General features: G+C 64.9%; 11 protein-coding genes. 4 read left to right on the plus strand and 7 right to left on the minus strand.

The window, feature by feature from the left end; all coding sequences use genetic code 11:
- Nucleotides 1–25: 25 nt before the first annotated feature.
- Nucleotides 26–649 (minus strand): hypothetical protein, encoded by a 624-nt coding sequence (locus EXQ71_03190; protein MSO86510.1) that lies wholly within the window; start codon nucleotides 647–649, stop codon nucleotides 26–28.
- Between the two features lie 16 nt (nucleotides 650–665).
- Nucleotides 666–1,013 (minus strand): metallopeptidase family protein, encoded by a 348-nt coding sequence (locus EXQ71_03195; GenBank protein ID MSO86511.1) that lies wholly within the window; start codon nucleotides 1,011–1,013, stop codon nucleotides 666–668.
- 26 nt (nucleotides 1,014–1,039) lie between these two features.
- On the opposite strand from EXQ71_03195, the gene EXQ71_03200 reads away from it, so the two are divergent.
- Entirely contained in the window at nucleotides 1,040–3,112 is a 2,073-nt protein-coding gene (locus tag EXQ71_03200) for an ATP-dependent DNA helicase UvrD2 (GenBank protein MSO86512.1), read from the plus strand.
- Nucleotides 3,109–3,612 carry a DUF2505 family protein gene (locus tag EXQ71_03205; protein MSO86513.1) on the plus strand — a complete coding sequence of 168 codons (504 nt, stop codon included), beginning with the start codon at nucleotides 3,109–3,111 and terminating at the stop codon, nucleotides 3,610–3,612. The genes EXQ71_03200 and EXQ71_03205 overlap by 4 nt, the downstream gene beginning before the upstream one ends.
- Before the next feature lie 7 nt (nucleotides 3,613–3,619).
- On the opposite strand, the gene EXQ71_03210 is transcribed toward EXQ71_03205, so the two are convergent.
- The 3 genes from EXQ71_03210 to EXQ71_03220 all read right to left on the minus strand — a co-directional run bounded on the left by EXQ71_03210 (nucleotide 3,620) and on the right by EXQ71_03220 (nucleotide 6,553).
- Complete coding sequence (locus EXQ71_03210) at nucleotides 3,620–4,369, minus strand: PaaI family thioesterase (protein MSO86514.1); 750 nt, start codon at nucleotides 4,367–4,369, stop codon at nucleotides 3,620–3,622.
- Entirely contained in the window at nucleotides 4,369–5,148 is a 780-nt protein-coding gene (xth, locus tag EXQ71_03215) for an exodeoxyribonuclease III (protein MSO86515.1), read from the minus strand. The genes EXQ71_03210 and xth overlap by 1 nt, the downstream gene beginning before the upstream one ends.
- Nucleotides 5,149–5,260: 112 nt before the next feature.
- Nucleotides 5,261–6,553, minus strand: a complete 1,293-nt coding sequence (locus EXQ71_03220; protein ID MSO86516.1) for a S1 RNA-binding domain-containing protein — start codon at nucleotides 6,551–6,553, stop codon at nucleotides 5,261–5,263.
- A 121-nt stretch (nucleotides 6,554–6,674) separates the two neighbouring features.
- Here EXQ71_03220 and EXQ71_03225 point away from each other — a divergent pair, with 121 nt between their 5' ends.
- Both EXQ71_03225 and EXQ71_03230 read left to right on the plus strand, forming a co-directional pair.
- Nucleotides 6,675–7,997, plus strand: coding sequence for a M20/M25/M40 family metallo-hydrolase (locus EXQ71_03225; protein MSO86517.1), 1,323 nt, complete (start codon nucleotides 6,675–6,677; stop codon nucleotides 7,995–7,997).
- Entirely contained in the window at nucleotides 7,994–8,629 is a 636-nt protein-coding gene (locus tag EXQ71_03230; protein MSO86518.1) for an HAD family hydrolase, read from the plus strand. The genes EXQ71_03225 and EXQ71_03230 overlap by 4 nt, the downstream gene beginning before the upstream one ends.
- 60 nt (nucleotides 8,630–8,689) lie before the next feature.
- On the opposite strand, the gene EXQ71_03235 is transcribed toward EXQ71_03230, so the two are convergent.
- The gene (locus EXQ71_03235; protein MSO86519.1) at nucleotides 8,690–12,364 is read right to left on the minus strand and encodes a multifunctional oxoglutarate decarboxylase/oxoglutarate dehydrogenase thiamine pyrophosphate-binding subunit/dihydrolipoyllysine-residue succinyltransferase subunit; all 3,675 of its coding nucleotides are present in this window, start codon (nucleotides 12,362–12,364) and stop codon (nucleotides 8,690–8,692) included.
- Nucleotides 12,294–13,097: a 3'(2'),5'-bisphosphate nucleotidase CysQ gene (locus EXQ71_03240; protein ID MSO86520.1), complete on the minus strand. Its 804-nt coding sequence runs from the start codon at nucleotides 13,095–13,097 to the stop codon at nucleotides 12,294–12,296. Before EXQ71_03240 ends, EXQ71_03235 begins: the two co-directional genes overlap by 71 nt.
- Between the last annotated feature and the right edge of the window lie 108 nt (nucleotides 13,098–13,205).

Raw genomic sequence — 13,205 nt, forward strand, 5'->3', positions numbered from 1 at the left:
GGTTCGGGGGAGGGTTTTAGGGGGCCTACATCTTGTCGAGGAGTTCCTGCTTCTTCTGGGCGAACTCTTCCTGGCTGAGGATGCCCTGCTGGCGGAGCCCGTCGAGTTGCGCGATCTGCTCCGGGATCGACGCGCCCGGTGTGCCCCCGCCGATGCGGTCGAACTTTCGGTTCTCGTTGCCTTCCATCTGCCGGTAGATCTCATGCTGGATCTGCGAGGGCCGCATCACGTGGGAAAACTGTTGACGCCCCGTTTCGCTGGCCGACTCGATCACCAAGCTGCCCGAGCCCACCACCCGTTCGAAGATCGACTGGCTGAAGAAAATGGTGTTGATGCGCTCAAGCGGGATCTCGATGCCGCGCTTGGCCAGCACTCCGTGCCGATAAATCAAGCGGTCGCTGGTCACCACGAAGTGGGTGGTGGCCCAGCGGGCGTAGGTCCAGCCGAACCACCCGAGGCAAGCCAGCACCGCCAGGCCCAAGGTCCAATCAACAATGTCGGGCGGTTGATCGATCCAAGCGAGCACCATCACGCCTAGGACGATGACCACAAACAGCGCCAACATTCCGTTCAGGAAGAACACCCAGTGGGGGCGAAGGTCAAGGACAATTTCCTCGCCGTCGTTGAGCAATGTCATCGAAGAAGGCACCGGGGAAGGCTACCCCTTATGCCCAGCCCAGTTCGGTAAGGCGCTCATCGTCGATCCCGAAATGGTGGGCCACCTCATGCACCACGGTGATCTGCACCTGTTCCACCACCTCGGCCTCATTGGCACACCGTGAGACGATGGGGAGGCGGTAGATCGTGATGCGGTCCGGTAACACCATGCCGTCGTAGCCACCCCCCCGCTCGGTGAGCGGCACGCCCTCGTAGTAACCAAGGAGTCCGGAGTGGGCCCGGCCATCGCGCACCACGATCGCCACGTTGTCCATCAGATGCCCCAATTCTTCGGGAATGGCATCGAGGGCGTCGGCCACCAGTGCTTCAAAGCGAGCCTCAGAGACCTCCACCATCACCGACCAGCGTAGGCTGCACGACGATGGATCCGCAGGAGCTGCTCCACGGGCTCGATGACGCCCAACGAGCGGCCGTATCGTCCGCCGCCATGCCGCTGGTGGTGTTGGCCCCGGCCGGATCGGGCAAGACTCGGGTGCTGACGCGCCGGATTGCCTACCGGGTGGCCACGGGGGACGCCGACCCCCGCCACGTGTTGGCCATCACCTTTACCCGCAAGGCCGCCGGCGAACTCGGCGACCGCCTCGCCCGTCTCGGTCTCCGCAACGACCCCACCACCGGCACCTTCCATGCCGTGGCCTGGGGCGCACTGCGCACCCGGTGGGCCGACCAGCGCCGCACCGCCCCCACCCTGCTCGATCGCAAGGCCGAGGTTCTGCGCGAACTCGCCCCGAAGGTGCCCGGCAAGGACAAGCGCTCCGTGGCCGCCGGTCTGGCTACCGAAATCGAGTGGGCGAAAGCCCGGATGGTGGCACCAGAGGACTACGCCACGGCCGTGGTGGGCGCCGGGCGACGCCCGGGTCTGAAGCCCGCCGCCGTCGCGGAGGTGTACGCGGCCTATGAACAACGCAAGAACCGGGGCGGCCTGGTGGACTTCGACGATCTGCTCGATCTCTGTGCTCGCGCCCTCGAGCAGGACAGCGCCTTTGCCACCGCCCAACGCTGGAGGTTCCGTCACTTCTTCGTAGACGAGTTGCAAGACGTCAACCCGCTGCAGTTTCGCCTGCTGGAGGCGTGGCGGGGCGATCGTTACGACATCACCGCCGTGGGAGATCCACAGCAGGCCATCTACGGATGGAACGGCGCTGATGCCAGCTTCCTCCTCGACATCCACCGCCATTGGCCGCCAGCCGAGTTGATCGAACTCGAGCGCAGCTATCGCTCCACTCCCGAAATCCTCGACGCCGCGGCGGCGGTCCTGCGCGGGGCCAAGCAACCCGCTCGCGCCGTCACCGCGGCGCGGGCGTCGGGTCCTCCTCCACAACTCAGCGGCCACCGAGACGACCGAGCCGAGGCCGTTGCTATTGCCCGCGCCGCCCGGTTGGCCCATGCCCCCGGACGGCCCTGGGCCGAGCAGGCCATCCTCGTGCGCACCCATGCCCAGACCCACCTCATCGTTGAGGCACTTCGTGAGAGCGGCATCCCCCACCGGGTGCGCGGAGGGGCCGCCTTTCTCGATCGCTCCGACATCCGAGCGGCCTTGCGCGACCTCCGTTTTGCCACCGTGCCTCTCGGCACCGCACTGGCTGACCTCGAACTACTCCAGAGCGAACACGGGCTCGGCGCCGACGACATCGACGCTGGCCTACTCGACGACGATGCCCAGGCTGTCGTACTCGAGCGCCACGCCGACGAACGCGCCGCCTTGGGTGCGCTGCTGCGGATGGGCCGCGACTACCTCCGGCTCGACCCCATCGGCAGTGCCGACAGTTTCACCCGGTGGCTCCGAGCCACCGTGCAGTCCGAAGGCGACAGTGCCGGCCCGACGCGCGATGCCATCGATGTAGCCACCTTCCACGCGGCCAAGGGGCTCGAGTGGGCCGTGGTGCATCTGGCCGGGGTAGAGGATGGGTATGTGCCAATCGCTCACGCTCGCACGGCCACCGCCCGGGCCGAGGAGGCGCGCCTGCTGTATGTCGCCATGACGCGGGCTCAGCGAGACCTCCGCATCACCTGGTGTGATCAGCGCAGTTTCGCCGCTCGCGTGCTCGATCGGCGTTGCTCGTCGTTTCTCACTCCCCTGGTGGAGGCGGCTGGCGCGACCCCTGCGGGTTCTCCGGGAGTCGCCGTCACCCCACTGATCACGAACTGGCCCGAACAACTCAGCGAACAACGTGACCGGCTCCGCCGCAATCGGGTGACCATCGCCCCGGAAGTTATGGCGCTGCGAGCGTGGCGGACTACCACCGCGCGGGCAGCGCGCATCGCCCCCGAGGCCGTGTTGTCAGACCAAATACTTGCCCGCATCGCCGCGGCCCAACCGCACAACCTCGACCAAGTGGCAGCCGTACCGGGCGTTGGTGCGATCCTGGCCCAACACTTTGGCTCCTCCATCCTGGCCGCTCTCACCAGCGCCGAGGCGGGTGAGGCCCCATGATATTCACCATCGCACAGCAGCTACAAGGCTCGGTGGACGCGCTGGCGCAGGCCTACGCCAACCCCGACCTGTACCGCTACCTCGCCCGGCAGCACCTCCCTACCCTTTCGAAACCCGACGTGGTGAGCCACACCCCCAACGGCGACGTTGTGACGTTGGAGATTCGCTACCAATTTTCCGGCGAACTGTCGTCGGCGGCCCAGGCGGTTATCGATCCGACCAAACTCACGTGGGTGGAGCGATCGGTCCACGATCTCAGCACCGCCTCCACCACGTTCACCATGCTTCCCGACCACTACGCCAGTCGCTTCCGCGCGTCGGGTTCCTACCGCTTCGAACCAAGGGCCGACGGCGGCACCACCCGACGCGGCGAGGGCAACATTCGCGTCACCGCGCTCTTGGTGGCGGGGGCGGTTGAAGGAGCCATCGTGTCGGGACTTGAGGAGCACCTCCTCCGCGAAGTGCCCATCGTAAATGCTTTCGTGGCGGCCCAACCCTGAGACTGCCCTAGGGCTCGGTGGGGCCCGTCTGTTTTTCGTTCCGCTCCACCACCATGGAGGCGAGCCGACCGTCCTTCATCGAGATAAACAGGCCCTCTGCCTCGGCGCAGAGCACCTCACCGGCCCACAACTCAGCGCGGGTCAGGATCTTCCTACCGTTCACACTCTCCAAGTAACCCACAAAACGAAGTTCCGCTTCGAGCGGAGTGGGATGGCGATAGTTGACGGTGAGACGACCGGTCATTCCCGGTGCTCCCGACAGCGACTGGGTTGAGCCCAGCACTTCGTCGAATGCTGCCGCGATGTAGCCGCCATGGACACACCCGGGTGGGCCCTCATAGGCAGGGCCGAAGATGGCCCGACCGGCGATGTGGTCTTCCTCCAGCCACAGTTCGAGAGGTGGGGCGAGCGGATTGGCCCGGCCCAGCATCGGGCTGTGGTCGAAGAAGGCGAAGGACTCACCCGCGTTAGCCGACTCAGCAAAGCCCTCGTACATCGACTTATGGGAGTAGGCGATGAACCGCTTCTCGGCCTGCTCAAGATCCTGGGCGACCGCCTCGATGACATCGATCGGCGCGCTCGTCTGCACCATGCGATGCAAGACGCCGCGAATACCATCGGCCACCCGGAACAGGGCCAGGCGACGCGGCGACGGTGGCAGATCCCGCAGCGACTGCATGGCAGCAGGCCACCCAGGGGAGCCACGGGTGACCGTCCGGTTCGGCGGTGGCGTTTGCCCATCCTTGCTGGCCTCCATCAAGGATCCACCAACTCCACCACGACCGGCGCATGATCCGACGGCCGTGTGCCCTTACGAGCGTTGCGATCGATCAGGGCCCACCGGACTCGATCGGCGAGGCCGGGTGAACCAAGGATCAAATCGATGCGCATGCCGATCCCCTTGTGGAAGTTGCCGGAGCGGTAGTCCCACCACGAGAACAACCCCTCGTCGTTCGGATAGGCGTCGCGAAACACATCGGTGAGACCCCAGTCCAACAACTTGGTGAGGGCATCGCGCTCGGGCCCACTGCCGTGCGTGGCACCGATAAGGCTCGTCGGATCGGCAACGTCTTGATCAGTCGGGGCGATGTTGAAATCACCGCACACCGCGATGGGCATCGAGCGATCAGCGGCAACATTGAGGTGGGCGAGCAAGCGCTCCAGCCAGGCCAGTTTATAACGATAGTGATCGTTGTCGAGGGCGCGACCGTTCGGCACGTAGGCGCTCATCACCCGCACGCCCCCGCAGGTGGCGGTGATGAGACGAGCCTCCGGGTCAGCGGGTTCGCTGTCAGCAAAGCCGGACACCACATCATCAAGGCCCACCCGGCTGAGGATGGCCACCCCGTTCCAGCGCCCCTCGCCGTGGTGAGCACTTTCGTAGCCGAGGGCCGAGAAGTCCATCGCAGGAAAGGCCGTGTCGGCGAGCTTCGTCTCCTGCAGGCAGACCACATCTGGCTCACAGGTCACCAGCCACTCTTCCACCCGCTCCCAGCGAGCCTTGAGCGAATTCACATTCCACGTCACCAGTCGCACAAGGTGAACCTATCCAACCCGGCGAGGCTCCCCAACGTGCAGGGGGGTGGTCCGATCGAATCGAACCACCCCCGTGCACAAACGCCAACCCCTGCTGACGCAGGGATGTGGGTCAGCGGCGCCTGCGGGCCGGAGCCTTACGCGCCACAGCCTTCTTCTTGGCCGGAGCCTTACGCGCCACAGCCTTCTTCTTGGCCGGAGCCTTGCGCGCCACAGCCTTCTTCTTGGCCGGAGCCTTACGCGCCACAGCCTTCTTCCGGGCCGGAGCCTTGCGCGCCACAGCCTTCTTCCGGGCCGGAGCCTTACGCGCTACGGCCTTCTTCTTGGCCGGAGCCTTTCGCTTCACTGCTTTTTTTGCAGCTGCCACCTGTGCCTCCTTATTCATATGGGTTACGGAACCGCTTGCCGAAGCCGTTACAGCGGTGTCTCCCACCGCAACAACGACGACACCAGGTATGGCCAGGTCGACACCGCGGCGCGGGGTGTCGAACGCACAGACCAAGAACTCATAGGGCTGCCCCATGCTGAGCGCGTCACGGGCGCTGCGGGGTGGCGGGTCGGCCAGGTGAGCCAGCGGCAAGTAGCACCGCGCTCCGCCGGCCATCACGTAGGCGCCATGAGAGGCGAACCGCTCAACCTCGCCCGACACCAGCGTGCCTACGGGATGGGCGGCCACGAACTCGATAAAAGGCAGCGCTTCGTTGTACGGCTGGATCGCCGCCGCACTGGCGCTCGTGCCGACGCTCCGCCCACCTTGCGAACGAGAGGTGGGCCTCGCCGCAACCGTGGCAGCCTTCGCCCCGGCAGCAGCCTTCGCCCCGGCAGCAGCCTTCGCCCCGGCGGCACGACGGGCCGTGTCGTTGGCCCCCCGCTTCGGCGTCCGCCCCGAGAGCACCTTGGCCGGAGCCTTCTTGGGGGGAGCGGCCTTCGCGGGCACCGGTTTGGCTGCCTTCTTGGCGTCGCTCACCGAACGGCGGCTGAGGGGGCCCCGCACCGGCGAGCGGTCCATGAATACCCAGCCCACATGCGGTACGGGCTTACCTCCCACGAGACGACCCTGATCGAAGAGCCAGCCGTACTGCCCGTGGAACTCTTGGAATGAGTCGTTGGACAGCACCACCGCACCGGCGCGGTCGGCGATCTGCAGCAGGAATGCATCGCCTCGACCGATCACCCCAGCGGGTGGGGAAATCAATTCACCGGCACTGAGCGCTGCTTCGAATGCGTCGCGTTCCGACGCGTCGATGCGGTTCGGAAAACTTGCGTCGACGATTACGGTCACCGTCGTAGGCGCGAACTCGTCGACGAAGGAACGCACGGCCTCGTCGAGCTGTTGCAAGCTCGGCAGGGTGCGCCCCTCTGTTGCGAGGTTGGAACCGTCGATTGCGACGTGCTTCACTGTCATTTCATTATCAAGTCAAGCAGTTGCGCGTGTTTCACCGGAGGATGGTGCACCAAATCGCGCGAAAAGAACAGGATTAACTTTTGCGCGGTGCGCGATCACGCGCGCCGTTAGTGTCACGGCAATGACCAATGAAGTCACCGATCTCCTCCAACATCTCATCCGAAACGCGTGCGTGAACGACGGCCACGAAACATCCGGTCATGAATTTCGCAGCGCCGATGTACTCGAGTCATACCTCGAAGGAAGCGGCGTCGAGCTTGAGCGTTACGAGCCCGCACCGGGACGCACGAGCCTCGTCGGTCGGATCGAAGGCAGCGATCCGAACGCCCCCACTCTTCTTCTCATGGGACACACCGACGTCGTCCCGGCGAACGCCCAGGGGTGGCGGCACGACCCCTTTGGCGGGGAACTTATCGACGGCGAGGTATGGGGACGCGGGGCCGTCGACATGCTCAACCTCACCGCGTCGATGGCCGTAGCCACCAAGCACTTGGCGCGGGGTCGTTTTCGACCCAGGGGCACCCTGATCTACCTCGCCGTGGCCGACGAGGAGGCCCTTGGCACGCTCGGGGCCGAGCACCTCGTGGCCCATGAAGCTGATGCGGTGCGGGCTGACTACGTCATCACCGAGTCCGGCGGCATCCCCATCCCGAGCCCCACGGGGCTAAAATTTCCCGTCATCGTTGGCGAGAAGGGCAGTTTCTGGGTGACCCTGCGAATCACGGGCACGCCCGGCCACGGATCCCAGCCCTACAAGACAGACAACGCGCTGGTGACCACGGCGTCGGTGGTGCAGCGGATAGCCGAGTACCAACCCCGTACGGAGATTCACGATATTTGGCGCCGGTTCCTGGAGGGAATGGATTACCCGGAGGAAATCGTGGGTCCGCTGCTAGACCCCACACGTTTCGTCGAGGCCTGCGACAGCCTCCCGGTGGGCATGGCCCGCCAGTTCCACGCCTGCACGCACACTACCTTCGCCCCCACCATCGCCCAAGGCGGAACCAAGATCAACGTCATCCCCGACCGCGTCGAATTACAGATCGACATTCGTACCCTTCCGGGCCAGGGCAACTCCGAAGTGCGCGCCATGCTCGACGAGGCCCTCGGCGATCTAGCGCCCAAGGTTGAACTCATCACCTTCGCCGATGATCCCTCCACCGCCTCGCCCATCGAGACACCACTATGGGACGCGCTCAGCCGTGTAACCGAGCAGTTCTACACCGGTTCAAAGATTGTCCCGTTTATGACCGTCGGGGCCACTGACGCCCGATTCTTTCGTCGCCTCGGCACAACGTCGTACGGCTTCGGGTTGTTTTCAGAACACCTCTCGTTTGAGGACTACGGCGCGATGTTCCACGGCGACAACGAACGAATCGACGTTGAGTCGCTCCGGCTCAGTACCGCAATGTGGGAAGCCCTGGCGCAGGACATGCTGACATGAGGTTCAAGGCGGTGTTCTTCGACTTCGGCGGTGTCGTGCTGTCCAGCCCCTTCGAGGCGTTCAACCGCTACGAAACCTCCCGCGGCCTCCCGATCGACTTCATCCGCACCGTGAACGCCACCAACCCGAACACCAACGCGTGGGCTCGCTTCGAACGAAACGAAGTTCCTTTTGACCAGTTTTGTGATGAGTTCGAAGCGGAATGCCGCGCGGCGGGGCACCCGGTGGTGGCGCGTGAGGTCCTGCCCCTTCTCGCTGGCGAAATCCGGCCCGCCATGATGCAGGCCATTCGTTGCTGCCGCCCGCGACTCATCACCGCCTGCCTTACGAACAACTGGGCCAGGTTCGATGACGGCCCCGCCGATCAGACATCCAGTGGCTCCGCGAAGGCATTGGCCTTGTTTCACCATGTCGTCGAGTCCAGCAAGGTGGGCGTGCGCAAACCGGACCCCCGCTTTTACGAGTTGGCCTGCGAGACGTGTGCCGTGGAGCCCAGCGAGGTGGTGTTCCTTGACGACCTCGGGGTGAACCTGAAACCGGCCGCCGCCCTGGGCATGACCACCATCAAAGTGATCGACCCAAGTGAGGCGCTGCGCCAACTCGAGGATCTGGTGGGCTTCCCCCTGGCCTGAGGCCCGGGGGCCGACGTTCGGGGCCGGTGTCTCAGGAACCCCCCAACCACCCGGTGGCGATCAGGGGAAATCGAGGACCTGGGCCAGGAGCTGGGCCTGCTCCTGGGCGTGCACGGCGTGGGAACCAGCGGCCGGGCTCCCCGATTCAAACCGTGACACCCGATGGATCGAATGGGTGTCGCCGAACCGGTCCTCGAGCCGGCCCTTCACAAAGTTCCAGGCGCCCATGTTCTCCGGCTCCTCCTGGAGCCACACCAGGTCCGCAGCTCCGGGGTATCGGGCCACGATGTCGTCGAGTTGTTCGAACGGCCAGGGATAGAGCTGCTCAACCCGAACCACCGCCACCGGTGCGCCAGTCGCATCACGGGCCGCCATCGCGTCGTGGGCCACCTTCCCGCAGGCCAGCACCACCCGACGCACCGCCGCCACGTCGGGCACGCCGGGGTCGTCGAGTGTCTCGTGGAACGAGCCCGTGAGGAGCTCTTCCACGGGCGACCGCATCACTTTGGCCCGCAACAGAGACTTAGGCGTGAACAGCACGAGCGGTTTACGCACCGAGCGGCGCACCTGGCGTCGCAAGAGGTGGAACAACTGCGAAGCCTGGGTGACGTTGGCCACTTGGATGTTGTCCTCGGCGCAGAGCGTGAGGAAGCGCTCAATGCGAGCGGAGGAGTGCTCCGGACCCTGGCCTTCGTACCCGTGAGGGAGGTACATCACGAGACCAGAGGTCTGGTTCCACTTGTCCTCGGCAGCCACCAGGAACTGGTCGACGATGGTGGAGGCGCCGTTCCAGAAATCACCGAACTGTGCTTCCCAGATCACCAGCGACTGCTTGGCCACCACCGAATAGCCGTATTCAAACCCGAGGGCGGCGTACTCCGATAACAGCGAGTCGTAGATCCAAAACTTCCCGTGCCCGGCACCGAGATGAGCCAACGGCGTGTATTCGTTGCCGTTGGTGCAGTCGATCAGCACGGAGTGACGGTGGCTAAAGGTGCCCCGTCGAGTGTCCTGGCCTGCGATGCGCAGATCGGTGCCCTCGACGAGGAGGGAGCCGTAGGCCATGGCTTCGGCCAGGGCCCAGTCCACCATCCCTTCCTGGAACATGGCGTCGCGCGCCTCGAACTGCTTGAGCAGTTTCGGATGAACCTGAAATGATTCCGGGTGGGTGGACAAAGCACCATAAATATTCTCGACCATCTCCCGGGCCACCCCAGTGGCGATCGGGGGCAGCACACCCGCCGCCGGCCCGGGGACCTGCGCCATCGCCTCAACCTCCGGCGCCGATTGGCGGGTCTCTTCCAGGGCCGATTGCAGCCGCCCCTGGAAGTCATCAAGGGCAACCTCAGCCTCTTCCAGGGAAAGTTGGCCCCGCTTCACCAGTGCCTCCGTGAACAGTTTCCGCACCGACCGCCGCTCCTGGATCTTGGCGTACATGAGCGGCTGGGTGTAGCTCGGATCATCGCCCTCGTTGTGTCCGTGCCGCCGGTAGCAAACGATGTCAACCACCACGTCCTTGCGGAACCGTTGCCGATAGGCAAACGCCAACCGAGCCACTCGCACACAGGCCTCAGGGTCGTCGCCATTTACGTGAAAAATCGGGGCCTGGATAATCTTGGCCACATCGGTGGAGTAGAAGCCCGATCGAGCCGATTCCGGGGTGGTCGTGAAGCCGATCTGGTTATTCACCACCACGTGCACGGTGCCGCCCACGCGGTACCCCTTGATGTCGCTCATGTTCAGCGTTTCGGCCACCACGCCTTGGCCGGCGAAGGCGGCGTCGCCATGCATGAGGATGGGCAGCACGGAGAACCCCTCGGGTTCGTTGATGGCGTCCTGCATGGCGCGCACCATCCCCACTACCACTGGGTCGACCGCTTCGAGATGACTGGGGTTGGCGGCGAGCTCGACGGTGATGTCCTCACCGGAGCGGGCCACGAACTTCCCCGACTGGCCGAGGTGGTACTTGACGTCGCCGGAGCCCTGCATCGAATCCGGATCCACCTGACCCTCGAACTCCTTGAAGATCTGGTCGTAGCTCTTACCCACGATATTGGTGAGCACGTTGAGGCGACCCCGATGAGGCATGCCCACCACCGACCCGGCCAGGCCGGCCTCTGCGGCCGCTTCGAGGACCGCATCGAGTACCGGAATAACCGACTCGGCTCCCTCCAGTCCGAACCGCTTTTGCCCCACGTACTTGGTGGCGAGAAACTTTTCGAATGCCTCGGCGGCGTTGAGTCGCTCGAGGATGTAGCGCTGGTCGTCGAGATCCAGTTCGGGCGATACACCTTCGACCTGCTGCTGGATCCATTCCTGCTCCAACGGGTCCTGGATGTGCATGTACTCGATGCCGATGGTGCGGCAGTAGGCGTCCCGCAGGACGTGCAGGATGTCGCCCAACGCCAAGCGCTCTCCCCCGGCGAGCCCCCCGGTGAGAAACTCACGGTCGAGATCCCAGATCGTGAGTCCGTAGGTGGCGGGGTCGAGCTCCGAGGGCATCTCGGGCTCTTTCCACCGAAGCGGATCCAGATCGGCAATGAGGTGCCCACGCACACGATGCACGCGAATGAGGTTGGCCACCGCCATCTGCTTTTCAAGCATCGACCGATCGCGGTCAATCGGATTGACATCTCGCCGCCATTGCACCGCCTCGTAGGGCACACCCAGGGCCCGAAAGACCTCGTCGTAAAATCCGTCGACGCCGAGCAGGAGGTCCTCTATCCGCTTCAGGAACAGGCCCGACTCCGCTCCCTGGATGATCCGATGGTCATAGGTGGAACTAATGGTGATGACCTTAGAGATGCCCAACTCGGCCAGGGTGACCGGGTCGGCGGCTTTCCACTCCGGGGGATAATCGAGGCTTCCGACGCCCACGATCAGACCTTGGCCCGGCATGAGGCGCGGCACCGACTGCTGCGTCCCAATCGTGCCCGGGTTCGTCAGGGTGACGGTGGTGCCCGCGAAATCGTCGGGGCTCAACTTATTGGCGCGCACCTTCCGAATCATCTCTTCGTACGCACCCCAAAATCCTCGGAAGTCAAGACCGCTGGCGTTGCGGACCACCGGCACCAGCAGCGTGCGGCTTCCATCACTCTTTTGAAGGTCTACGGCGATCCCCAGGCTCACATTCTCGTGGCGCACGACGCGAGGATTGCCATCGGCATCTTCCCGGTAGGAGGCGTTCATCACCGGAGCGGTGTCATTGATGGCCTTCACCACGGCATAGCCGATCAGGTGCGTAAAGGACACCTTCCCGCCCCGGGTCCGGCCGAGGTATCCGTTGATGATTCGGCGATTTACTTCGAGAAGCTTGGCCGGGACAGCCCGAAAACTGGTAGCGGTGGGCACCCCGAGGCTGGCCTCCATGTTCGCCACAATCCGCGCCGCGGCCCCTCGGAGGGGCTCACCGACAGACACCGGGGTCGCCGCGGGTGTTGCCGGAACGGCCACAACAGGCAAGGGGGAAGCGGCGGTCGCCTGTGGATCGGCGTCGCGGCGGTAGTCGAGGAAGAAGTCTTGCCAACTTTCACTTACCGAGGTCGGATCGATGAGGTACTGCTCGTGCATCTCATCGACGAGCCAAGCATTAGGACCCAGCGCACTTGCTGAAGGGTTACCCGAGGAAGGAAGTTCAGGAGCCACTCCAGGGAGCGTAGCGGCGCTACGAACTGCTCTTTGGACTTTGAGCCAAGGCCACCCGCATGGCACTGACAACCCGGCCGGCGAGGTCATCCCGGCAGATCAGCAGGTCGGGCGACCACGGGTCGGACTTGTTCCAGACCAGCGGTCGCCCATCGATGCCCGAGACGTGCAGCCCGGCGGCGGCGGCCACGGCGGCCGGCGCCGCCGAATCCCATTCGTACTGACCGCCCGCGTGGGCGTAGACGTCGGCGTCGCCCCGCACGACAGCCATGGCCTTAGCACCGGCCGAACCCATGGGCACCAAGACGGCGCCGAGGGCCTCGGCGGCCATCACGGTGGCCGGGTGGGCGCGAGTGCGGCTGACCAGCATGCGGATAGGTCCGGCATGGGGTGGCGGTAGCGGAGGTGGCGGTTCGGTACCGAAAATAAGGGACGAAGCCGGCAGCGCCACTGCCCCTACCGTCAACCGACCCTCAACCACCAGAGCAACGTGGACGGCCCAATCCTCACGGGGTGGTTCGCCGAACTCGCGGGTGCCGTCGAGCGGGTCAATGATCCAGATTCGCCGGGCGGTAAGCCGATGCGACACATCAGCGGCTTCCTCCGATAGTACCGCATCATGCGGGCGCGCTCGTGCGAGGGCGTCGGCGAGAAACCGCTGACTAGTGGCGTCCCCTTCCGCCTTCAGCGCGCGGGGGTCAGTGGAGCGAGCGGCGGGGCCCGTGCGCAGCTCGGTGAGTACCCGACCCGCCTCGGTGGCGAGCCACGCCGCCAGTTGATGGTCGTCGGCCTCGACTGGCAAGGCGGTGAGCGGTTCAGTCATTACCAACATGGTGGCGCAATCCCGACGGTGTCTGCATCTCCACGCGCCCGATCACGGCCGGTATCCACCCTGGCGCCGCCCTGGGGCTCTAAACCGAAGGCACCGGAA

Source organism: Acidimicrobiia bacterium, assembly GCA_009694375.1.
In the GTDB taxonomy this organism is placed as follows: domain Bacteria; phylum Actinomycetota; class Acidimicrobiia; order Acidimicrobiales; family VFJN01; genus VFJN01.